Here is a 23519-nt window from a genome sequence, read left to right on the forward strand (position 1 = left end):
ACATTCCCTGGAGACAGCCATGCCCTTGGCGCCCCAGCGGGCCGACGTGCCCGTGACCATCGACGAGTCGAAGTGCATCGACGGCTGCACGCTCTGTGTGGACATGTGCCCGCTGGACTCCCTCGCCATCGACGAGAGCAACGGCAAGGCGTACATGCACGTCGACGAGTGCTGGTACTGCGGCCCGTGCGCGGCCCGCTGCCCCACCGGAGCCGTCACGGTCAACATGCCCTACCTGCTGCGGTGAGAGGTACATCCATCATGAAGCGCACGACAGTCGCCCTGTCCGCCGCCGGCCTCCTGCTGCCCCTGTCCGCCTGCGGCGGCAGCGCCGAGGCGGGCAGCGGCTCCACGGTCACCGTGACCGTCGGCTACCAGTCGAAGACCATCAACACCGTCACCGCCGGGACGCTGCTGCGGTCCCTCGGCTACTTCGAGAAGCAGCTCGACTCCCTGCACGACGGGCACACGTACAAGGTCGACTGGCAGGACTACGCCACCGGCGCCCCGATCACCGCCCAGATGACCGCCGGCAAGATCGACATCGGTTCGATGGGCGACTTCCCCCTCCTGCTCAACGCGGCCCGCGGCAAGCAGCTCGGCCGGCCGACCCATCTGGTCTCCGTCACCGGCTACAACCTGCGCGGCGGACTCAACACGATCGTCACCGCACCGGACTCCTCGATCACGTCCCTCCAGGACCTGAAGGGCAAGAAGGTCTCCACGAGCATCGGCTCGGCCGCCGACGGCACGCTCGTACGGGCCCTGCAGAGAGCCGGCATCGACCCGGACAAGGGGATCTCCAAGCTCAACCAGCAGCCCGCGGTGGGTGCTTCCGCGCTGTCGGCGGGCAGCGTGGACGCCCTGTCCCAGTTCGTCGCCTGGCCAGGCCTGCTCACCTACCAGGGCAAGGCCAAGGCCCTGTACGACGGCGCCCAGCTGAATCTGCCCACGTTCCACGGCGTCACCGCCCGAGAGGACTTCGCCCGGCAGCATCCGGCCGTCCTGGAAGCCTTCCTCAAGGCCCAGTCGCGGGCGACGGACTACCTCAACGGTCATCCCGTCACCGCGGCCGAGAAGGTCGCCGAGGCGACCGGCCTGCCCGCCGAGGTCGTCTACCTGTACAACGGCGCCCACGGCATCGCCACGTTCGGCCCGGCGCTCAGCCCCCGGCTCGTCTCCGCCCTGAAGCAGGACGTGTCCGTGCTGAAGTCCGCCAAGCTGACCGGTGACATCGATGTGGACTCCTTCGTCGACGACCGTTACGTGAAGAAGGCCCTCGGCGCGTCGTACACCGGGTCGCTCAATGCGTCGCCCCCGCCGGCAGCCGGCGAGGCGTGGCCCAAGGGCAGCGAGAAGACCCTCTCCTTCAAGTCCCCGAAGCAACTGCTGGCCTACCTGGCCGCACACCAGGACCGCATCCGTGCCGCCTATGTGCCCGATGCCACCACCGGCACCCGCTGGTTCGCCGACAAGGCGGTCTGGGTGGCCGACGGCGACCGGTTGCTGCCCTTCGTCGCCCCCGCGACCGCACGGGATTACCTCACCGCACACGGCGGCGCCCGCACCGTGTCGTTCCGCGAGGCTTTGGAGCGGGCCTCATGACCCGGCGGCCTCTCTCCCGCTATGCGCTGCGGACGGTGTCCCTGGCCGCCGCCCTCGGCCTGTGGCAGCTGGTGACCAGCCTGAAGGTCGACCTGTGGCTGCGGTTCTCGCAGTTCCCGACGGTCGCCGACGTGGCCCGTGCCTTCGCCGGCCGGCTCGCCGGCGACGACTACTGGACCGATCTCACCGACAGCCTCACCCGTATTCTGACCGGCTTCGCGCTGGCGGCCGTCCTCGGCGTGGCGGTCGGCGTGCTCGTGGCCCGCTCCCGCCTTGCCGAGGACCTGCTCGGCCCGGTGCTGGAGGTCGTCCGGCCGATCCCGGCGATCGCCCTGGTCCCGGTCGCGATCCTGTTGTTCCCCTCGAACGAGCAGGGCATCGTCTTCATCACCTGCACCGCCGCCTTCTTCCCCGTGCTGGTCTCCACCCGGCACGCGGTCCGCGCGCTGACCCCGGTCTGGGAGGAGGCGGTGCGCACGATGGGCGCCGGCCGGCTCCGGATCCTCGGTTCGGTCGTACTGCCGGGAGCCCTTCCCGGCATCTTCGGCGGGCTGTCGGTGGGCATCGGCGTGTCGTGGATCTGCGTGATCTCCGCGGAGATGATCTCCGGCCAGTACGGGGTCGGCTACCGCACCTGGCAGGACTACACGGTGGTGAACTACCCCGGTGTGTTCATCGGCATGGTCACGATCGGCGTGCTCGGCTGGATCACCTCCACGGCCGTGGAACTCCTCGGCCGCCGGCTGACCCGCTGGCTGCCCCGCACCTCGTACGTCCCCGGAGGACGTCCCCGCACGCCCCGGCCGCTCGCCGCCCCCGCCCGACCCGACCGCGAGCCCGAGCAGAAGGCCCAGTCCGAGCAGCAGGGCCAGGAGCACACCGAGGAGGCCCGTGATGAGCACCTCGTCTGAAACCGCGACCGCTCCCGCCGCACCGGCAACGGAAGACGTGCGCGGCACCCGGCTGGCTTTCCGCTCCGCCGTCCTCGGCCGCCCGGACGCGCCGGTCCTGTCGGATGTCGACCTCGACGTCGCCCCCGGCGAGATCCTCACCGTCGTCGGCCCCTCCGGCTGCGGCAAGTCCACCCTGTTGCGGACGCTCGCCGGGCTGCTGTCGCCGCTGGGCGGCACGGCCGAGGTGGACGGCAGTCCGCTGACCGGGCCGTCCGCCGACCGCGCGCTGGTCTTCCAGGAGGACGCGCTGCTGCCCTGGCGCACCCTGCGCGGAAACGTCGAACTTCCCCTGGCCATCAGGGGCGTCCCGCGCGCGGAGCGGCGTTCGCGGGCCGCGTCGTGGCTCGCACGGGTCGGACTGAGCGAGCAGGCCGGGCAGTTGCCGCACCGTGTGTCCGGCGGGCAGCGCCAGCGTGCCCAGTTGGCCCGGGCCTTGGCGGACAGCCCGCGCGCGGTCCTCATGGACGAGCCCTTCGGCGCCCTCGACGCGCAGACCCGGTCCGGCATGCAGGACCTGCTGGTGGAGGTGCTGCGGGGGACGGGCGCGACCGTCGTGTTCGTCACGCACGACGTGGACGAGGCCCTCTTCCTCGGCGACCGTGTGGCCCTGCTCGGTTCCGGGCGGGTGTCCGCCGTACGTGAGGTGCCGCGCCCCCGCGACCGTGCGGCCTTCGACGATCCAGCCCGCGTGGCGCTGCGTCGCGCCGTCCTCAGCTCGCTCGGCTCCTGAAAGGCATCCCGGTGACCACCCTCGCGCCCACCTCCCTGAAGATCCCCGCCGTCACCGATGCCGAGGAGCTGACCTGTGATGTCCTCGTCGTCGGCGGTGGCACCGCCGGCACCATGGCCGCCCTGACCGCCGCGGAGCGCGGCGCGAACGTCCTGCTGCTGGAGAAGGCCCACGTCCGGCACTCCGGCGCGCTCGCCATGGGCATGGACGGCGTCAACAACGCTGTCGTCCCCGGCCGCGCCGAACCCGACGACTACGTCGCGGAGATCACCCGTGCCAACGACGGCATCGTCGACCAGTCCACCGTCCGCCAGACCGCCACGCGCGGCTTCGCGATGGTCCAGCGGCTGGAGTCGTACGGGGTCAAGTTCGAGAAGGACGAGCGCGGTGAGTACGCGGTCCGCCAGGTCCATCGCTCCGGCTCGTACGTACTGCCGATGCCAGAGGGCAAGGATGTCAAGAAGGTCCTGTACCGGCAGTTGCGGCGGCGCGAGATGCGGGAGCGGATCCGGATCGAGAACCGGGTGATGCCGGTCCGGGTCCTCACCGCGGGCGGGCGGGCCGTGGGTGTGGTGGGGTTCCACACCCGTACCGGCGCGTTCGTCACCGTCCGGGCGGGCGCGGTGATCCTGGCGACCGGTGCCTGCGGCCGGCTCGGCCTGCCCGCCTCCGGTTACCTCTACGGCACCTACGAGAACCCCACCAACGCCGGGGACGGGTACGCCATGGCCTACCACGCGGGCGCCGAGCTGACCGGCATCGAGTGCTTCCAGATCAACCCGTTGATCAAGGACTACAACGGCCCGGCCTGCGCCTACGTCGCCAACCCGTTCGGCGGCTACCAGGTGAACCGGCACGGCGAGCGTTTCGTCGACTCCGACTACTGGTCGGGGCAGATGATGGCCGAGTTCGCCGCCGAGGTCGCCGGCGACCGGGGCCCGGTCTACCTCAAGCTCAGCCATCTTCCCGAGGAGTCGATCTCCGCCCTGGAGTCGATCCTGCACTCCACCGAGCGGCCCACCCGCGGCACCTTCCACGCCGGCCGCGGGCACGACTACCGCACCCACGACGTCGAGATGCACATCTCCGAGATCGGCCTGTGCGGCGGCCACTCCGCCTCGGGTGTCCGCGTCGACGACCACGCGCGTACGACCGTCCCCCGTCTGTACGCCGCCGGCGATCTCGCCTGCGTGCCGCACAACTACATGATCGGTGCCTTCGTCTTCGGCGACCTCGCCGGCGCGGACGCCGCCCGGTACAGGGCGTACGAGGGTCCGCTTCCCGCGGACCAGGTGCGCGAGGCCCACGAGTTGATCTACCGCCCGCTGCGCAATCCGGACGGCCCGCCGCAGCCCCAGGTCGAGTACAAGCTGCGCCGCTTCGTGAACGACTACGTGGCACCGCCGAAGTCCGGCGCGCGGCTCTCCCTCGCGCTGGAGGCATTCGAGCGGATGCGCGCCGACATCGCCTCGATGGGTGCCCGCACCCCGCATGAGCTGATGCGCTGTGCCGAGGTCACCTTCATACGCGACTGCGCGGAGATGGCCGCCCGCGCCTCTCTGGCCCGTACCGAGTCCCGCTGGGGTCTCTACCATGATCGTCTCGATCATCCCGAGCGCGACGACGCGGCCTGGTTCCATCATCTCGATCTGCACAAGTCCCCCTCTGGTGCGATGGAGTTCACGGCCCGTCCCGTGGCTCCCTATCTGGTGCCGGTGGAGGAGTTCGCGCCTGTCGGCGGTCCTTCCCGGCATCTGGGCGAGGTCCGTCCCGAGCACGTGGCCACGGCCGGGTCCCGCGAGGTGGCACCGGTGGCCGTGCGGCCCGCGTCCGCGCATACCGCCGGTGCCGGTGCCGTGGACCGGGCGGACGGGCAGGACGCCGCCTCTCCCCGGCTGCTGGAGCTGCTCGGGCTGGCCGAGGCGGAGCCCGAACTCGCGGCGATCGAGCCGTACTTGGCCGACCCGGATCCCGCTGTGCGCCGTACGGCCGTCGCGGTGCTCACGGAGACCGTGCCGTCCGGCACCGGTCAGGCCGTCGCCGGCGCGCTCGCCGACCCCGATGCCGGGGTCCGGGCGGCGGCCGCGGCCTCCCTGCGGGAGCTCGTCGAGACGCTGCCGCCCGAGCCGGCTCTGGGCGCCGCCCTCGTCGACGCGCTCGGCCAGGCCGACCCCGTGGTGCGGGCCGCTGCCCTCGATGTGCTGCGGGCCCTCCGGCTCGGCGAGAGCGGGGTGTTCGCGGCGGCGCTGGACGACCCCGACATCACCGTCCGGACGGAGGCCGTGCGGGGGCTCGTCTCGGTGGACGCGGTCCGGCCCCTGGCGGGCGCGGCGGACGATCCCTCCAGGGAGGTACGGGTCACCGTGGCGAAGGCCCTGGCCACCGTAGGAGCGGTCGTCCGCACCACGGCCGACCGGGACCTGATCACCGCCGCGCTGGACCGGCTCACCGAGGACGGCGACACGCTGGTGCGCGGCGCCGCGCTCGGTGCGCTGGCCGACACCGGCTGCCCGCAGGAACTGGCCGCGCGTGCCGTGGCCGCGCTGTCGGACCCGGCCTGGCAGGTACGGTCCGGCGCCGCGACGGCACTGTCGGCCGCGCCCGCCGACTCGGCCGTCCCCGCCCTCGCGAAGGCCCTCGCCGACCCGAACGCCGACGTCCGTAAGGCGGCGGTCCTGGCCCTGAGCCGGCACCGGACCTCGGCGGAGGCCCGCGCGGCCCTCGCCACGGCCACGGCGGACTCGGACGCGGACGTCCGGGCCTACGCGGCGCGGGGGCTGTGAGCCTCCGACCGCACGCGGCAGTGTCCGGCTATATCCAGTCGTCGGGCTCGGGCTCGTCCGAGGGCTCGGGCCAGTCGGCGTCCGGGGCGTCGTCGCTGTCCGGGGCGTCGGCGGCGGCCGGGGCCGGCCCGTCCAGTGAGGCCAGCACCTGGATCACGCCCTCCCCGTACGTCGCCAGCTTCTTCTCCCCGACGCCGCTCACCGTGCCCAGCTCCTCCACCGATCCGGGCCGGCGGGACACGATCTCCCGCAGGGTGGCGTCGTGGAAGATGACGTAGGCCGGGACGCCCTGTTCCCGAGCCTGCTCGGCGCGCCAGGCCCGCAGGGCCTCGAAGGCGGGGAGCAGCGCGTCGGGCAGTTCGGCCGCGGCTGCCTTGGCCTTGCCGGCGCCCCCGGCGGAGCCGCCGGACCGCGACCGGGAGGCGGCCGGTTTCTTCGGCTCCTTGCGCAGCGGCACCTCGCGCTCGCGCCGCAGTACGGAGCCGCTCGCCTCGGTGAGGACCAGCGTGCCGTACTCCCCCTCGACCGCGAGGAGCCCCTGGGCCAGCAGCTGCCGGATGACGCCCCGCCACTCGCCCTCGGTGAGGTCCTGGCCGATGCCGAAGACGGACAGCTGGTCGTGGTCGAACTGGATCACCTTGCCGGTGCGCTTGCCGAGCAGGATGTCCACGATCTGCAGCGCGCCGAACTTCTGCCCGCGTTCCCGCTGCAGTCGCACCACCGTGGACAGCACCTTCTGCGCGGCGATCGTGCCGTCCCACGTCTCGGGCGGCGTGAGGCACGTGTCGCAGTTGCCGCAGCCCGCGGCGTCGGCGTCCTGGCCGAAGTAGGCGAGCAGCTGGCCGCGGCGGCACTGGGCGGTCTCGCACAGCGCGAGCATGGCGTCGAGGTGGGCGGCGGCCCGGCGGCGGAACGCCTCGTCGCCCTCGCCGGTCTGGATGAGCTTGCGCTGCTGCACGACGTCGTTCAGGCCGTATGCCATCCATGCCGTGGACGGCAGGCCGTCGCGGCCCGCACGGCCGGTCTCCTGGTAGTAGCCCTCGATCGACTTGGGCAGGTCCAGGTGGGCGACGAAGCGGACGTCCGGCTTGTCGATGCCCATGCCGAACGCGATGGTCGCCACCACGACCAGGCCGTCCTCGCGCAGGAACCGGGACTGGTGCGCCGCGCGCGTGGCCGCGTCCAGGCCCGCGTGGTACGGCACCGCGGAGACGCCGTTGGCGGTCAGGAACTCCGCCGTGCGCTCCACGGAGTTGCGCGAGAGGCAGTACACGATGCCGGCGTCGCCCGCGTGCTCCTCGCGGAGGAAGGCGAGCAGCTGCTTCCTGGGGTCGGCCTTGGGCACGATCCGGTACTGGATGTTGGGGCGGTCGAAACTGGCGACGAAGTGGCGGGCCGTCGGCAGGTTGAGCCGCTGGGTGATCTCCTGGTGGGTGGCGTGGGTGGCCGTGGCGGTGAGGGCGATCCGCGGGACGTCCGGCCAGCGCTCGCCCAGCAGGGACAGGGAGAGGTAGTCGGGGCGGAAGTCGTGGCCCCACTGGGACACGCAGTGGGCCTCGTCGATGGCGAAGACGGAGATCTTGCCGCGGGAGAGCAGGTCCAGCGTGGCGTCCAGGCGCAGCCGCTCCGGCGCGAGGTACAGCAGGTCCAGTTCGCCGGCCAGGAACTCGGCCTCGACCACCCGCCGCTCGTCGAAGTCCTGCGTGGAGTTCATGAAGCCGGCGCGGACGCCGAGGGCGCGCAGGGCGTCCACCTGGTCCTGCATGAGGGCGATCAGCGGTGAGACCACCACGCCGGTGCCGGGCCTGACCAGGGCCGGGATCTGGTAGCAGAGCGACTTTCCGCCGCCGGTCGGCATGAGGACGACGGCGTCGCCGCCCGCCACCACGTGCTCGATGACCGCCTGCTGCTCGCCCCGGAAGGCGTCGTACCCGAAGACCCGGTGGAGCGTGGCCAACGCCTCGCCGTCGACCGTGCCCGGTCCCTCGGTCACCTGTGTCATCTCGCTGATACCGCCCGTCACGCCCATCGTCCTGTCCCCCGCCGGTCCCCCGTGTGTCGTCTCTCGACCGCTGCATCCACCATAGGGGCCCGCACCGACAGCCTCGGAGTTATCCACAGGTTCGTCGACGGCACCGCCCGCACAGCTGCCCGGCACCCCCTTCGAAGTGGGCGCCGGGCAGCGGCGTGGACGCGGTGAACGTCAGCGCACGAACACTCCCGCCTGGCTCGCCAGGTCCAGGAAGTACTGCGGGGCCACGCCCAGCACGAGCGTCACCGCCACGCCCAGGCCGATCGCGACCATGGTCAGCGGAGACGGGACGGCGACGGTTGGGCCCTCCGGCCTCGGCTCGCTGAAGAACATCAGCACGATCACGCGGATGTAGAAGAACGCGGCGATCGCCGAGGAGATCACACCGACCACGACCAGCGGCGCCGCACCGCCGTCCGCCGCGGCCTTGAACACGGCGAACTTCCCGGCGAAACCGCTGGTCAGCGGGATTCCGGCGAAGGCCAGCAGGAACACCGCGAAGACCGCCGCCACCAACGGGGAGCGGCGGCCCAGCCCCGCCCACTTGGACAGGTGGGTCGCCTCGCCGCCCGCGTCGCGGACCAGCGTCACCACGGCGAAGGCGCCGATCGTGACGAAGGAGTAGCCCGCCAGGTAGAAGAGGACGGACGACACTCCGTCCTTCGAGGTGGCGATGACACCCGCGAGGATGAAGCCGGCGTGCGCGATGGACGAGTACGCCAGCAGTCGCTTGATGTCGGTCTGGGTGATGGCGACGATCGCACCGCCCAGCATGGTGATGATCGCCACGGCCCACATGACCGGCCGCCAGTCCCAGCGCAGGCCGGGCAGGACGACGTACAGCAGGCGCAGCAGCGCGCCGAACGCGGCCACCTTGGTCGCCGCCGCCATGAAGCCGGTCACCGGGGTGGGCGCGCCCTGGTAGACGTCGGGCGTCCACATGTGGAACGGCACCGCGCCGACCTTGAACAGCAGGCCCATCACGAGCATGGCGCCGCCGATCAGCAGCAGTGCGTCGTTGCCCATGGTGTTCGCGAGCGCCGGGCCGACGTCGGTGGCCGTGCCGTCCACGACCTGCGCGATGCGCGCGTACGACACCGAGCCCGCGTAGCCGTACAGCAGCGCGATGCCGAACAGGGTGAACGCGGAGGCGAACGCGCCCAGCAGGAAGTACTTGACCGCGGCCTCCTGCGACATCAGCCGCTTGCGGCGGGCCAGCGCGCACAGCAGGTACAGCGGGAGGGAGAAGACCTCCAGGGCCACGAACAGGGTCAGCAGGTCGTTGGCCGACGGGAAGACCAGCATGCCGCCGATCGCGAAGAGGAGGAGCGGGAAGACCTCCGTGGTGGTGAAGCCCGCTCTCACCGCGGCCTTCTCGCTGTCGCTTCCGGGTACGGAGGCGGCCTGCGCGGCGAAGGAGTCGACCCGCCTGCCGTGCGCGGCCGGGTCGAGGCGCCGCTCGGCGAAGGTGAACAGGCCGACCAGTCCGGCCAGGAGGATCGTGCCCTGCAGGAAGAGGGCCGGGCCGTCGACCGCGATCGCCCCCATGGCCGCGATGTGCGCCTTGGTGGTGCCGTACCCGTCGGCCGCGAGGGCGACGACCGCGGCGAACGCGGCGCACAGGGCCACGACGGACACGAACACCTGCGCCCAGTAGCGGGACCGGCGCGGCACGAACGCCTCGATGAGCACCCCGACCAGTGCCGCACCGATGACGATCAGTGTCGGCGACAATTGTCCGTATTCGATTTTCGGCGCGTCGATCTTCGAGATCGGGTCGGCCGCTGTTGTCCACAGGCTGTGGACGGCTGGTGCGCTCACTTGGCCGCCTCCACTGCGGGCTTGGGGTCCTTCTTCTGTACGTCGGACATGGTCTGTTTGACCGCCGGGTTGACGATGTCCGTGACGGGCTTCGGGTAGACGCCCAGGAAGATCAGCAGCACGATCAGCGGGGCGACGACGACCAGCTCACGCACGCGGAGGTCGGGCATCGCCGAGACCTCCGGCTTCACCGGGCCGGTCATCGTCCGCTGGTACAGCACCAGGGTGTACAGCGCGGCGAGCACGATGCCGAAGGTGGCGATGATGCCGATCACCGGGTACCGCGTGAACGTGCCGACCAGGACCAGGAACTCGCTGACGAACGGCGCCAGGCCGGGCAGCGACAGAGTGGCGAGGCCGCCGATCAGGAAGGTGCCGGCGAGCACCGGGGCGACCTTCTGCACACCGCCGTAGTCGGCGATGAGGCGCGAGCCGCGCCGGGAGATCAGGAAGCCGGCGACCAGCATCAGCGCGGCGGTCGAGATGCCGTGGTTGACCATGTAGAGCGTGGCGCCGGACTGGCCCTGGCTGGTCATCGCGAAGATGCCCATGACGATGAAGCCGAAGTGCGAGATCGACGCGTACGCCACCAGGCGCTTGATGTCCCGCTGGCCGACGGCGAGCAACGCACCGTAGACGATGCTGATCAGCGCGAGGACGAGGATGACGGGTGTCGCCCACTTCGACGCCGCCGGGAACAGCTGGAGGCAGAAGCGGAGCATCGCGAACGTGCCCACCTTGTCGACCACCGCCGTGATGAGCACGGCGACCGGGGCGGTGGACTCCTGCATGGCGTTGGGCAGCCAGGTGTGCAGCGGCCACAGCGGGGCCTTGACCGCGAAGGCGAAGAAGAAGCCCAGGAACAGCCAGCGTTCGGTGCTGGTCGCCATGTGCAGCGAGCCGTTGGCGCGGGCCTCGGCGATCTCGGTGAGCGAGAAGTTCCCGGCGACCACGTAGAGGCCGATCACCGCGGCCAGCATGATCAGACCGCCGACCAGGTTGTACAGCAGGAACTTCACCGCCGCGTACGACCGCTGGGTGGCCGCCGTCTCCTCGCCGTGCTCGTGCGCCCGGTCCCCGAAGCCGCCGATGAGGAAGTACATCGGGATGAGCATGGCTTCGAAGAAGATGTAGAAGACGAAGACGTCGGTGGCCTCGAAGGAGATGACCACCATCGCCTCGACCGCCAGGATCAGCGCGAAGAAGCCCTGGGTGGGCCGCCAGCGGCGGCTGCCGGTCTCCAGGGGGTCGGCGTCGTGCCAGCCGGCGAGGATGATGAACGGGATCAGTACGGCGGTCAGCGCGATCAGCGCCACCGCGATGCCGTCGACGCCCAGCTCGTACCTCACCCCGAAGTCCTTGATCCAGGCGTGGGACTCGGTGAGCTGGTAGCGGGTGCCGCCCGGGTCGAAGCGGACCAGGACGGCGACCGCCAGGGCGAGCGTGGCGAGGGAGACGACCAGCGCCAGCCACTTGGCTGCGGTGCGCCGGGCGGCCGGTACGGCGGCCGTGGCGACGGCCCCGAGCGCCGGGAGCGCCGCCGTCGCTGTCAGCAGGGGAAAGGACATCGGTATCAGACCGCCCTCATCAGCAGGGTCGCGGCGACCAGGAGTGCCGCGCCGCCGAACATCGAGACCGCGTAGGAGCGGGCGAAGCCGTTCTGGAGCCGGCGCAGCCGTCCGGACAGGCCGCCGAAGCCGGCCGCCGTGCCGTTGACGACGCCGTCGACCAGGGTGTGGTCGACGTACACCAGGGAGCGCGTGAGGTGCTCGCCGCCGCGCACCAGGACGACGTGGTTGAAGTCGTCCTGGAGCAGGTCGCGGCGGGCGGCGCGGGTGAGCAGGGAGCCGCGCGGGGCGACGGCGGGGACGGGCCTGCGGCCGTACTGCGCCCAGGCGATGGCCACGCCGACGACCAGGCAGACCATGGTGGCTCCGGTGATCACGCCGGCGCTGAGCGGCGAGTCGCCGTGGTCGTGCCCGGTGACCGGTTCCAGCCAGTTGAGGAAGCGGTCACCGATGCTGAAGAAGCCGCCGCCGAAGACGGATCCGACGGCCAGGACGATCATCGGGATCGTCATGACCTTCGGGGACTCGTGCGGGTGCGGCTCGGCGTGCTCGCCCCGGGTCTCGGCCGCGGGCTCCACGCTGGGCTGGGCGGGGGAGGGGGTCGGGGCGTCGCGCCACCGTTCCTCTCCGAAGAACGTCATCAGCATCACGCGCGTCATGTAGAAGGCGGTGATGGCCGCGCCGAGCAGGGCCGCGCCGCCGAGGATCCAGCCCTCGGTGCCGCCCTTGGCGAAGGCCGCCTCGATGATCTTGTCCTTGGAGAAGAAGCCGGACAGGCCCGGGAAGCCGATGATGGCGAGGTAGCCGAGGCCGAAGGTGACGAACGTGACCGGCATGTACTTCCGCAGGCCGCCGTAGCGGCGCATGTCGACCTCGTCGTTCATGCCGTGCATCACGGAGCCGGCGCCGAGGAACAGACCGGCCTTGAAGAAGCCGTGCGTCACCAGGTGCATGATGGCGAAGACGTAGCCGATGGGGCCGAGGCCGGCGGCCAGCACCATGTAGCCGATCTGCGACATGGTCGAGCCGGCCAGCGCCTTCTTGATGTCGTCCTTGGCGCAACCGACGATCGCACCGAACAGGAGCGTGACCGCACCGACGACCGTGACGGCCAGCTGGGCGTCGGGGGCGGCGTTGAAGATCGCGCCGGAACGGACGATCAGGTAGACGCCCGCGGTCACCATCGTCGCCGCGTGGATGAGGGCGGAGACCGGGGTCGGGCCCTCCATGGCGTCCCCGAGCCAGGACTGGAGCGGCACCTGGGCGGACTTGCCGCACGCGGCGAGCAGCAGCATCAGGCCGATCGCGGTGAGCTTCCCCTCGGAGGTGTCGCCGGTGTGGCCGAGGACCGGACCGAACGCGAAGCTGCCGAAGGTGGTGAACATCAGCATGATCGCGATCGACAGGCCCATGTCGCCGACGCGGTTGACCAGGAAGGCCTTCTTCGCGGCCGTGGCGGCGCTGGGCTTGTGCTGCCAGAAGCCGATCAGCAGGTACGAGGCGAGGCCGACGCCCTCCCAGCCGACGTACAGCAGCAGGTAGTTGTCGGCGAGGACGAGCAGCAGCATCGCCGCGAGGAACAGGTTCAGGTAGCCGAAGAAGCGGCGGCGCCGCTCGTCGTGCTCCATGTACCCGATCGAGTACAGGTGGATCAGCGAGCCGACGCCCGTGATGAGCAGCACGAACGTCATGGACAGCTGGTCCAGGCGGAAGGTGACGTCGGCCTGGAAGCCGGCCACCGGAACCCAGCTGAACAGGTGCTGCGTCAGGGTCCGGTCCTCGGCTCCCCTGCCCAGCAGGTCGGCGAAGAGCGCGACACCGAAGGCGAAGGAGACGAACGACAGCAGGGTGCCGATCCAGTGGCCGACGGCGTCGAGCCGCCGGCCGCCGACCAGGAGGACGGCCGCTCCGAGCAGGGGCGCCGCGATGAGCAGCGCGATCAGGTTCTCCACGATTCTTCCGACCCCTTACAGCTTCATCAGGCTGGCGTCGTCGACCGAGGCCGAGTGGCGGGTACGGAACAGCGACACGATGATCGCGAGGCCCACCACGACCTCCGCGGCGGCGACGACCATCGTGAAGAAGGCGATGATCTGGCCGTCGAGGTTGCCGTGCATCCGGGAGAAGGTGACGAACGCGAGGTTGCAGGCGTTCAGCATCAGCTCGATGCACATGAAGACCACGATGGCGTTGCGCCGGATCAGTACGCCCGTCGCGCCGATCGTGAACAACAGGGCGGCGAGGTAGAGATAGTTGACCGGGTTCACTTCGACGCCTCCTCGGGCCGCTTGAACGTCTCCGGCTCGATCGGCCGGCGCTCCAGGCGTTCCTCCGCGCGCTGCTCCAGCGCCCGCAGGTCGTTGAGCGCCTCCGTGGACACGTCACGGATCTGGCCGCGTTCGCGCAGCGTCTTGCTGACGGTCAGCTCGGACGGGGTGCCGTCGGGCAGCAGGCCCGCGATGTCCACGGCGTTGTGCCGGGCGTAGACACCGGGGGCGGGCAGCGGCGGGATGTGGGCGCCCTCGCGGATGCGCTGCTCGGACAGCTCGCGCTGGGTCCTGGCGCGCTCGGTGCGCTCCCGGTGGGTGAGCACCATCGCGCCGACCGCGGCCGTGATCAGCAGGGCGCCGGTGATCTCGAAGGCGAAGACGTACTTGGTGAAGATGAAGGACGCGAGGCCCTCCACGTTGCCGTTCGTGTTCGCCTGGCCGGCGCCGTCGAACTCCTTCAGGGAGGCGTTGCCGATGCCGGCGAACAGCAGGACGCCGAAGCCGACGCCACACACGAGGGCCAGCCAGCGCTGGCCCTTGATGGTCTCCTTCAGGGAGTCCGCCGCCGTGACACCGACGAGCATCACCACGAACAGGAACAGCATCATGATCGCGCCGGTGTAGACGACGATCTGCACGATCCCCAGGAAGTAGGCGCCGTTGGCGAGGTAGAACACCGCCAGGACGATCATGGTGCCGGCGAGGCTGAGCGCGCTGTGCACGGCCTTCCTCATGAAGACGGTGCACAGGGCGCCGATCACCGCGATGGTGCCGAGGACCCAGAACTGGAACGCCTCACCGGTGGAGGTGGTGTAGGCGGCGAGGTGCTGCGCGCTCATCGGCCGATCACCTTCTCCGAGGCCGGCTCGTCCTCGCCGAAGGTGGACGCGGCCTCCTGCGGGACCTCGCCCTTGGAGACGGCGGCCTGACGGACGGTGCCGGGCGCGGCCTGCGTCACCAGGCCGCGGTAGTAGTCCTGCTCGTCCGTCCCCGGGAAGATCGCGTGCGGCGTGTCGACCATGCCCTCTTCGAGGCCGGCGAGCAGCTGCTCCTTGGTGTAGATGAGGTTGGCGCGGCTGGAGTCGGCCAGCTCGAACTCGTTCGTCATCGTGAGCGCGCGCGTGGGGCACGCCTCGATGCACAGCCCGCACAGGATGCAGCGGGCGTAGTTGATCTGGTAGACGCGGCCGTACCGCTCGCCCGGCGAGTAGCGCTCCTCGTCGGTGTTGTCGGCGCCTTCCACGTAGATGGCGTCGGCGGGGCAGGCCCAGGCGCACAGCTCGCAGCCGACGCATTTCTCCAGGCCGTCCGGATGGCGGTTGAGCTGGTGCCGTCCGTGGAACCGCGGAGCCGTGGTCTTCTTCTGCTCCGGGTACTGCTCGGTCAGCCGCTTCTTGAACATGGCCTTGAAGGTCACGCCGAAGCCAGCCACCGGGTTCTGGAAGCCGGGCTCGGTCCGCCCGGTCTCCTGAGGCTCCTCAGCCATCGGACGCCTCCTTTCCATCCGAAGATCCGTCACTGACAGTGTCCGGCCCGCCACTGACAATCAGCTCCCGCTCCCGGCGTGACCTGCGCCGGGGCACCGACGGCAGCTCCTGTCCGGGCAGCGGCGGCACGGGGAACCCGCCCGCCATGGGGTCGAAGGCCGGCTGCTCGGCGGGCTGCTCGACCGGCTTCGCCTTCTCGCGGAACATGTCGGCGACGAAGGAGATCAGCAGCAGCGCGAGGACGCCGCCGCCGACGTAGAGGGCGATGTCGGCGAAGTCGTAGTTCTCGTTGCGCAGGGCGCGGACGGTCGCGACCAGCATCAGCCAGGTCACGGAGACCGGGATGAGGACCTTCCAGCCGAGCTTCATCAGCTGGTCGTAGCGGACGCGCGGGAGCGTGCCGCGCAGCCAGATGAAGAAGAACAGCAGCAGCTGGACCTTGACGACGAACCAGAGCAGCGGCCACCAGCCGTGGTTCGCGCCCTCCCAGAAGCCGCTGACCGGCCAGGGGGCACGCCAGCCGCCGAGGAAGAGCGTGGTCGAGACGGCCGAGACCGTCACCATGTTCACGTACTCGGCGAGCATGAACATCGCGAACTTGATCGAGGAGTACTCGGTGTTGAAGCCGCCGACCAGGTCGCCCTCGGACTCCGGCATGTCGAAGGGGGCGCGGTTGGTCTCGCCGACCATCGTGACGATGTAGAGGATGAAGGAGACCGGCAGCAGCAGGATGTACCAGCGGTCGTGCTGCTGCTCCACGATCGTGGACGTCGACATCGAGCCCGAGTACAGGAACACGGAGGCGAACGCGGCGCCCATGGCGATCTCGTACGAGATCATCTGCGCGCAGGAGCGCAGGCCGCCGAGGAGCGGGTAGGTGGATCCGGAGCTCCAGCCCGCGAGCACGATGCCGTAGATGCCGACCGAGGCGACCGCGAGGATGTACAGCATCGCGATCGGCAGGTCGGTGAGCTGCATCGTGGTGCGGTGGCCGAAGATCGAGATCTCGTTGCCGGCCGGTCCGAAGGGGATCACCGCGATCGCCATGAAGGCCGGGATGGCCGCCACGATCGGCGCGAGGACGTAGACCGCCTTGTCCGCGCGCTTGACGATGATGTCTTCCTTGAGCATCAGTTTCACGCCGTCGGCGAGCGACTGGAGCATGCCCCAGGGGCCGTGCCGGTTGGGGCCGATGCGCAGCTGCATCCAGGCGACGACCTTGCGTTCCCAGACGATGGAGAACAGCACGGTCACCATCAGGAAGGCGAAGCAGAACACCGCCTTGACGACGACCAGCCACCAGGGGTCGCGGCCGAACATCGAGAGGTCTTCAGCGGCGAGGTACGGGCTCATGCCTCCACCTCCTTGGGGGCCTCGCCGGCGACAGCCGCCGGACCGATGCGGACGAGGGAGCCGGGCCGTGCCCTGGTGTCGGAGGCGACGCCGGTGCCGACGGAGTTCAGCGGGAGCCAGACCACCCGGTCGGGCATCTCGGTGATCTGCAGGGGGAGTTCGACCGTGCCGGCCGGGCCGGTGACGGCCAGGGTGCCGCCGTCCTCGACGCCTGCCTCGGCGGCGGTCGCGGCGGACACGCGCGCGCGTGCGGCGTGCCGGGTGCCGGCGAGCGCCTCGTCGCCCTCCTGGAGGACGCCCTGGTCGAGGAGCAGACGGTGCCCGGCGAGCACCGCCTCGCCGGCGGCCGGGCGGGGCAGCGGGCCCGCGGACTCCACGGGCTCGCAGGCGCGGGGGCCGTCCCAGGAGCCGAGCCGGTCGATCTCCGCGCGCGTGGTACGCAGATCCGGCAGGCCCACGTGGACGTCCATCGCGTCGGCGAGCATGTGCAGCACGCGCGCGTCGGCCGGCGCGAGCCGGCGGGTCATCTGGTCGGGCTTGAGCGCGGCCTCGAAGGACCGGACCCGGCCTTCCCAGTTGAGGAAGGTGCCCGCCTTCTCGGCGACCGCGGCGACCGGCAGGACGACGTCGGCTCGCTCGGTGACCTCGCTGGGCCGCAGCTCCAGCGACACCAGGAAGCCGACCTCGTCGAGCGCCTCACGCGCGCGTGCCGGGTCGGGCAGGTCGGCGACCTCCACACCGGCGACCACCAGCGCGGACAGTTCGCCGGACGCGGCGGCCTCGATGATCTGATGGGTGTCGCGGCCGTAGCGCAGAGGGAGTTCGGCCAGGCCCCAGGCGGCGGCGACCTCCTCCCGCGCGCGCGGGTCGGTCGCGGGACGGCCGCCCGGCAGCAGCGAGGGCAGCGCTCCCACCTCGACCGCGCCGCGCTCACCGGCCCGGCGCGGGATCCACACCAGTTCGGCGCCGGTTGCGGTCGCGGCGCGCAGCGCGGCGGTGAGAGCACCCGCCACACCGGCCAGCCGCTCCCCCACGACGATGACGGCGCCCTCCGCGCGGAGGGCCTCCGCGGCACGGGTGCCGGGCTCCTCCAGGCCGATGCCGCTCGCGAGCGCGTCCAGCCACTCGGTCTCGGTGCCCGGCGCGGCCGGCAGCAGCGTGCCGCCCGCCTTCTCCAGGCCCCGGGTGACGTGCGTGGCCAGCGCGAACACCTGCTGCCCGCGCTTGCGCCACGCCTTGCGCAGCCGCAGGAAGACGCCCGGCGCCTCCTCCTCCGACTCGAAGCCGGCCAGCAGCACGGCGGGCGCCTTCTCCAAGGAGGTGTACGTGACGCCCGTACCGTCGAGGTCGCGGCCGCGGCCGGCGATCCGCGCGGCCAGGAAGTCGGCCTCCTCGCCGCTGTGCACGCGCGCGCGGAAGTCGATGTCGTTGGTGTCGAGTGCCACGCGCGCGAACTTGCTGTACGCGTAGGCGTCCTCGACGGTCAGCCGGCCGCCGATGAGGACGCCGGCCCGGGAGCGGGCCGCGGTCAGGCCCCGCGCGGCGGCTTCCAGCGCCTCCGGCCAGGACGCGGGCTCCAGGACGCCGTCGGCGTTGCGCACCAGCGGCGTGCCGAGACGGTCCTTGACCTGCGCGTACCGGAACGCGAAACGTCCCTTGTCGCAGATCCACTCCTCGTTGACCTCGGGGTCGTGGGCGGCGAGCCGCCGCATGACCTTGCCGCGCCGGTGGTCGGTGCGGGTGGCGCAGCCGCCGGAGCAGTGCTCGCACACCGACGGCGAGGAGACGAGGTCGAAGGGGCGGGAGCGGAACCGGTAGGCGGCCGAGGTGAGCGCGCCGACCGGGCAGATCTGGATGGTGTTGCCGGAGAAGTACGACTCGAACGGGTCGCCCTCACCGGTGCCGACCTGCTGGAGGGCGCCCCGCTCGACCAGCTCGATCATGGGGTCGCCGGCGATCTGGTTGGAGAAGCGGGTGCAGCGGGCGCACAGCACGCACCGCTCGCGGTCGAGCAGCACCTGGGTGGAGATCGGTACGGGCTTCTCGTAGGTCCGCTTCCTGCCGTCGAAGCGGGACTCGGCGTTGCCGTGCGACATCGCCTGGTTCTGCAGCGGGCACTCGCCGCCCTTGTCGCAGACCGGGCAGTCCAGCGGGTGGTTGATGAGCAGCAGCTCCATCACACCGTGCTGGGCCTTCTCGGCGACCGGGGAGGTGAGGTGGGTCTTCACCACCATCCCGTCGGTGCAGGTGATGGTGCAGGACGCCATCGGCTTGCGCTGGCCCTCGACCTCGACGATGCACTGGCGGCAGGCGCCGGCCGGGTCCAGGAGGGGGTGGTCGCAGAACCGCGGGATCTCGATGCCGAGCTGCTCGGCGGCCCGGATCACCAGGGTGCCCTTGGGCACGCTGATCTCGATGCCGTCGATCGTCAGCGTGACGAGGTCCTCCGGTGGGACCGCCGCCTGGCCCCCTCCCGTGGGGGCGCTGGTGGTCACGGTCATGCGTTCACCTCCGGGCGGTCCGCCCAGGCCGTCGACTTGGCCGGGTCGAAGGGGCAGCCCCGGCCCGTGATGTGCTGCTCGTACTCCTCGCGGAAGTACTTCAGCGAGGAGAAGATCGGGGATGCGGCGCCGTCACCGAGGGCGCAGAAGGACTTGCCGTTGATGTTGTCGGCGATGTCGTTCAGTTTGTCGAGGTCGGACATGACGCCCTTGCCGGCCTCGATGTCCCGCAGCAACTGCACCAGCCAGTACGTCCCTTCGCGGCAGGGCGTGCACTTGCCGCAGGACTCGTGGGCGTAGAACTCGGTCCAGCGGGTCACGGCCCGCACCACGCAGGTCGTCTCGTCGAAGCACTGCAGGGCCTTGGTGCCGAGCATGGAGCCGGCGGCTCCGACGCCCTCGTAGTCGAGCGGGACGTCGAGGTGCTCGTCGGTGAACATCGGCGTCGAGGAGCCGCCCGGGGTCCAGAACTTCAGGCGGTGGCCCGGCCGCATGCCGCCGCTCATGTCGAGGAGCTGGCGCAGGGTGATGCCGAGCGGGGCCTCGTACTGGCCGGGGCTCGCGACGTGGCCGCTGAGCGAGTAGAGCGTGAAGCCCGGGGACTTCTCGCTCCCCATCGACCTGAACCAGTCTTTGCCGTTTTTCAGGATGGCGGGAACCGACGCGATCGACTCGACGTTGTTCACAACAGTCGGACAGGCGTAGAGGCCTTCCACCGCAGGGAAGGGGGGACGGAGCCGCGGTTGACCACGGCGGCCTTCGAGCGAGTCGAGCAGTGCGGTCTCCTCACCGCAGATGTACGCGCCGGCGCCCGCGTGCACGGTGAGCTGGAGGTCGAGTCCGCTGCCCAGGATGTTCTCGCCGAGGTAGCCCGCCGCGTAGGCCTCGCGCACGGCCTCGTGCAGCCGCCGCAGAACGGGGACGACTTCACCACGCAGATAGATGAAGGCATGCGACGACCTGATGGCATAGCACGCGATCACGATGCCCTCGATGAGGCTGTGCGGGTTCGCGAAGAGGAGCGGGATGTCCTTGCAGGTGCCCGGTTCCGATTCGTCGGCGTTGACAACTAGATAGTGCGGTTTTCCATCACCCTGAGGAATGAACTGCCACTTCATTCCGGTCGGGAATCCCGCGCCGCCGCGGCCTCGCAGCCCGGAGTCCTTGACGTACGCGATCAGGTCGTCCGGCGACATGGCGAGGGCCTTGCGGAGCCCCTCGTACCCCTCGTGCCTCCGGTAGACGTCCAGGGTCCAGGACCGGTCCTCGTCCCAGAAGGCCGACAGCACGGGTGCGAGCAGTTTCTCCGGGCTCGAGTCCTTGAGTTCCGCTGCCACGGTCATCACTCCCCCTCCTCTGCGGTAGGCCCCGCGGGGTGCGAGGGATCGGAGGCCGATGTGTCCAGCGGTGCGTCGTGGGAGCTGAGGTGCTCGGCCGGTGACGGCTCGTGCGCCTTGTCCTGCCGTTCCTCGTGCGGACCTCCGCGCGGATGGACCACGCGCGCGGGTGCGGTCTCTCCCCTTGCCAGGCGAAGGCCCACCAGCGACGCGGGTCCCGCACTGCCGCCCTCCTCGACGGCCCCGGGCCGCTCGTCGGGGAAGCCGGCCAGGATCCGCGCGGTCTCCTTGAAGGTGCACAGCCGCGCCCCGCGCGTGGGCTGGACGGGCCGTCCCGCGCGCAGGTCGTCGACCAGGCTCTTGGCGGTCGCCGGGGTCTGGTTGTCGAAGAACTCCCAGTTGACCATCACGACCGGTGCGTAGTCGCAGGCCGCGTTGCACTCGATGTGCTCCAGGGTGACCTTGCCGTCGTCGGTGGTCTCGCCGTTGCCGACGCCCAGGTGTTCCTGGAGGGTCTCGAAGATCGCGTCGCCGCCCATCACCGCGCACAGCGTGTTGGTGCACACGCCCACCTGGTAGTCGCCGGAGGGCCGGCGCCGGTACATGGTGTAGAAGGTGGCGACGGCGGTGACCTCGGCCGTGGTCAGGCCCAGCATGTCCGCGCAGAACCGCATCCCGGTGCGCGTGACATGGCCCTCCTCCGACTGCACGAGGTGGAGCAGCGGCAGCAGGGCGGACCGGGAGTCGGGGTAGCGCGCGATCACCTCGCGCGCGTCCGCCTCCAGCCGGGCCCGGACGTCGTCCGGGTAGGCGGATGCGGGCAGTTCGGGCATGCCCAGGCTGACGCCCCGCTCGGAAGAAGAGGTGGTCACCGGTCGACGCCTCCCATCACGGGGTCGATGGACGCGACGGCGACGATGACGTCGGCGACCTGGCCGCCCTCGCACATCGCCGCCATGGCCTGCAGGTTGGTGAAGGACGGGTCGCGGAAGTGGACCCGGTAGGGGCGGGTGCCGCCGTCGGAGACGGCGTGGACCCCGAGCTCGCCCTTGGGCGATTCGACGGCCGCGTACGCCTGTCCCGGCGGGACGCGGAAGCCCTCGGTGACCAGCTTGAAGTGGTGGATCAGGGCCTCCATGGAGGTACCCATGATCTTCTTGATGTGGTCGAGGGAGTTGCCGAGTCCGTCCGGCCCCAGGGCGAGCTGGGCGGGCCAGGCGATCTTCTTGTCGGCGACCATGACCGGGCCGGGCTGGAGCCGGTCCAGGCACTGCTCGACGATCCGGAGCGACTGGCGCATCTCCTCCAGGCGGACGAGGAAGCGGCCGTAGGCGTCGCAGGTGTCGGCGGTGGGGACGTCGAAGTCGTACGTCTCGTAGTCGCAGTACGGCTGTGCCTTGCGCAGGTCGTGCGGCAGGCCGGTGGAGCGCAGGATCGGACCGGTCGCTCCGAGGGCCATGCAGCCGGCCAGGTCCAGGTAGCCGATGTTCTGCATGCGCGCCTTGAAGATGGGGTTCCCGGTGGCGAGCTTGTCGTACTCCGGGAGGTTCTTCTTCATCTTCTTCACGAACTCGCGGATCCGGTCCACCGCGCCGGGCGGCAGGTCCTGGGCGAGTCCGCCGGGCCGGATGTACGCGTGGTTCATGCGCAGGCCCGTGATCAGCTCGTAGAGGTCGAGAATCATTTCACGATCACGGAATCCGTAGATCATGATCGTGGTGGCGCCCAGCTCCATGCCGCCGGTGGCGATGCACACCAGGTGGGAGGACATCCGGTTCAGCTCCATCAGGAGCACCCGGATGATCTTGGCGCGCTCGGTGATCTGGTCCTCGATGCCGAGGAGCTTCTCGACGGCGAGGCAGTAGGCGGTCTCGTTGAAGAAGGACGTCAGGTAGTCCATGCGCGTGACGAAGGTGGTGCCCTGCGTCCACGTGCGGTATTCGAGGTTCTTCTCGATGCCGGTGTGGAGGTATCCGATGCCGCAGCGGGCCTCGGTGACCGTCTCGCCCTCGATCTCCAGGATCAGGCGGAGCACTCCGTGGGTGGAGGGGTGCTGGGGACCCATGTTGACGACGATGCGTTCGTCGTCGGCGCGGGCCGCGGACTGGACGACCTCGTCCCAGTCGCCGCCGGTGACCGTGTATACGGTGCCTTCTGTGGTCTCGCGTGCGGACGCGGCCGACGCGGCGGATGCTGACTGCGTGCTCACGAGTACGACCTCCGCTGGTCCGGAGCCGGGATCTGGGCGCCCTTGTACTCGACGGGGATGCCGCCGAGCGGATAGTCCTTGCGCTGCGGGTGGCCCTGCCAGTCGTCCGGCATCATGATCCGCGTCAGGGCCGGGTGACCGTCGAAGACGATTCCGAAGAAGTCGTAGGTCTCGCGCTCGTGCCAGTCGTTGGTCGGGTAGACGGAGACCAGCGACGGGACGCGGGGGTCGCTGTCGGGGGCGCTGACTTCCAGGCGGATCAGCCGGTTGTGGGTGATCGAGCGCAGGTGGTAGACGGCGTGCAGCTCACGGCCCTTGTCGTTCGGGTAGTGGACGCCGCTGACGCCGGTGCACAGCTCGAAGCGCAGGGCCGGGTCGTCGCGCAGGGTGCGGGCGACGCGGAGCAGGTGCTCGCGTTCGATGTGGAAGGTCAGCTCGCCGCGGTCGACGACCGTCTTCTCGATGGCGTTCTCGGGGAGGAGCCCCTGTTCCTCCAGGGCGCCCTCCAGTTCGTCGGCGACCTCGTCGAACCAGCCGCCGTAGGGGCGGACCGCCGGTCCCGGGAGGCGGACCGAGCGGACCAGGCCGCCGTAGCCGGAGGTGTCGCCGCCGTTGTTGGCGCCGAACATGCCGCGCTGGACGCGGATCTCCTCGCCGCCCTGGCCACGCCGGCCGGGGAGGTTGGAGGCGGAGAGGTCCTTCTCGGGGTTCACCCCGTTCGCGGTCCCGTTCGCCGCGTCCGGGGACCCGTTCGTCCCGTCAGGGGCACCGTTCGCTCCCTTCGCGGTCCCGTTCGCCGCGTCCGGGGTCTCGTTCGCCCCCTTCGCGGAGCCGTTCGCCCCCTTCGCGGAGCCGTTCACTCCGCCCGCG

Annotated in this window: 18 protein-coding genes; 5 read left to right on the plus strand and 13 right to left on the minus strand. The window is 70.7% G+C overall.

From position 1 onward, the window contains the following. The first annotated feature begins 19 nt into the window (after positions 1-19). From ACZ4VF_RS19195 to ACZ4VF_RS19215, 5 genes are read left to right on the plus strand one after another with little or no spacing between them, the layout of a single operon-like run. Positions 20-247, plus strand: coding sequence for a 4Fe-4S dicluster domain-containing protein (locus ACZ4VF_RS19195; protein WP_010986276.1), 228 nt, complete (start codon positions 20-22; stop codon positions 245-247). 14 nt (positions 248-261) lie between these two features. Further along, a complete protein-coding gene (locus ACZ4VF_RS19200; RefSeq protein WP_467927195.1) occupies positions 262-1605 on the plus strand; it encodes an ABC transporter substrate-binding protein in 1344 nt (447 codons plus the stop codon). Continuing rightward, positions 1602-2516 carry an ABC transporter permease gene (locus tag ACZ4VF_RS19205; RefSeq protein WP_467927197.1) on the plus strand — a complete coding sequence of 305 codons (915 nt, stop codon included), beginning with the start codon at positions 1602-1604 and terminating at the stop codon, positions 2514-2516. Before ACZ4VF_RS19200 ends, ACZ4VF_RS19205 begins: the two co-directional genes overlap by 4 nt. Continuing rightward, positions 2500-3288, plus strand: coding sequence for an ABC transporter ATP-binding protein (locus ACZ4VF_RS19210; protein ID WP_467927198.1), 789 nt, complete (start codon positions 2500-2502; stop codon positions 3286-3288). Before ACZ4VF_RS19205 ends, ACZ4VF_RS19210 begins: the two co-directional genes overlap by 17 nt. Positions 3289-3299: 11 nt before the next feature. Beyond that, on the plus strand, positions 3300-6071 hold the full coding sequence (locus tag ACZ4VF_RS19215) for a fumarate reductase/succinate dehydrogenase flavoprotein subunit (RefSeq protein ID WP_467927199.1): 2772 nt from the start codon (positions 3300-3302) through the stop codon (positions 6069-6071). A gap of 28 nt (positions 6072-6099) precedes the next feature. Here ACZ4VF_RS19215 and recQ read toward each other — a convergent pair whose 3' ends face one another. The 13 genes from recQ to ACZ4VF_RS19280 all read right to left on the minus strand — a co-directional run bounded on the left by recQ (position 6100) and on the right by ACZ4VF_RS19280 (position 23362). Further along, a complete protein-coding gene (gene recQ / locus ACZ4VF_RS19220; RefSeq protein ID WP_467927201.1) occupies positions 6100-8100 on the minus strand; it encodes a DNA helicase RecQ in 2001 nt (666 codons plus the stop codon). A 174-nt stretch (positions 8101-8274) separates the two neighbouring features. Next, on the minus strand, positions 8275-9924 hold the full coding sequence (gene nuoN, locus ACZ4VF_RS19225; protein WP_467927202.1) for an NADH-quinone oxidoreductase subunit NuoN: 1650 nt from the start codon (positions 9922-9924) through the stop codon (positions 8275-8277). After that, complete coding sequence (locus tag ACZ4VF_RS19230) at positions 9921-11492, minus strand: NADH-quinone oxidoreductase subunit M (protein WP_467927204.1); 1572 nt, start codon at positions 11490-11492, stop codon at positions 9921-9923. Before ACZ4VF_RS19230 ends, nuoN begins: the two co-directional genes overlap by 4 nt. Positions 11493-11497: 5 nt before the next feature. Then, positions 11498-13444, minus strand: coding sequence for an NADH-quinone oxidoreductase subunit L (nuoL, locus tag ACZ4VF_RS19235; RefSeq protein ID WP_467927206.1), 1947 nt, complete (start codon positions 13442-13444; stop codon positions 11498-11500). Between the two features lie 15 nt (positions 13445-13459). Next, positions 13460-13759 carry an NADH-quinone oxidoreductase subunit NuoK gene (gene nuoK, locus ACZ4VF_RS19240; RefSeq protein WP_023547474.1) on the minus strand — a complete coding sequence of 100 codons (300 nt, stop codon included), beginning with the start codon at positions 13757-13759 and terminating at the stop codon, positions 13460-13462. Beyond that, positions 13756-14601, minus strand: coding sequence for an NADH-quinone oxidoreductase subunit J (locus ACZ4VF_RS19245; RefSeq protein WP_467927208.1), 846 nt, complete (start codon positions 14599-14601; stop codon positions 13756-13758). Before ACZ4VF_RS19245 ends, nuoK begins: the two co-directional genes overlap by 4 nt. Continuing rightward, positions 14598-15248 carry an NADH-quinone oxidoreductase subunit NuoI gene (gene nuoI, locus ACZ4VF_RS19250; RefSeq protein ID WP_392817782.1) on the minus strand — a complete coding sequence of 217 codons (651 nt, stop codon included), beginning with the start codon at positions 15246-15248 and terminating at the stop codon, positions 14598-14600. The genes ACZ4VF_RS19245 and nuoI overlap by 4 nt, the downstream gene beginning before the upstream one ends. Beyond that, entirely contained in the window at positions 15241-16602 is a 1362-nt protein-coding gene (gene nuoH / locus ACZ4VF_RS19255) for an NADH-quinone oxidoreductase subunit NuoH (RefSeq protein ID WP_467927209.1), read from the minus strand. The genes nuoI and nuoH overlap by 8 nt, the downstream gene beginning before the upstream one ends. Continuing rightward, entirely contained in the window at positions 16599-19103 is a 2505-nt protein-coding gene (locus tag ACZ4VF_RS19260) for an NADH-quinone oxidoreductase subunit G (protein WP_467927211.1), read from the minus strand. The genes nuoH and ACZ4VF_RS19260 overlap by 4 nt, the downstream gene beginning before the upstream one ends. Next, positions 19100-20449 (minus strand): NADH-quinone oxidoreductase subunit NuoF, encoded by a 1350-nt coding sequence (gene nuoF, locus ACZ4VF_RS19265; RefSeq protein WP_189298033.1) that lies wholly within the window; start codon positions 20447-20449, stop codon positions 19100-19102. The genes ACZ4VF_RS19260 and nuoF overlap by 4 nt, the downstream gene beginning before the upstream one ends. Continuing rightward, positions 20446-21312, minus strand: a complete 867-nt coding sequence (gene nuoE / locus ACZ4VF_RS19270; protein ID WP_467927212.1) for an NADH-quinone oxidoreductase subunit NuoE — start codon at positions 21310-21312, stop codon at positions 20446-20448. The genes nuoF and nuoE overlap by 4 nt, the downstream gene beginning before the upstream one ends. Further along, positions 21309-22649: an NADH-quinone oxidoreductase subunit D gene (locus ACZ4VF_RS19275; RefSeq protein ID WP_467927214.1), complete on the minus strand. Its 1341-nt coding sequence runs from the start codon at positions 22647-22649 to the stop codon at positions 21309-21311. The genes nuoE and ACZ4VF_RS19275 overlap by 4 nt, the downstream gene beginning before the upstream one ends. Further along, complete coding sequence (locus ACZ4VF_RS19280) at positions 22646-23362, minus strand: NADH-quinone oxidoreductase subunit C (RefSeq protein ID WP_467927381.1); 717 nt, start codon at positions 23360-23362, stop codon at positions 22646-22648. The genes ACZ4VF_RS19275 and ACZ4VF_RS19280 overlap by 4 nt, the downstream gene beginning before the upstream one ends. Positions 23363-23519 lie beyond the last annotated feature (157 nt).

Source organism: Streptomyces sp. NPDC029151, from assembly GCF_055564315.1.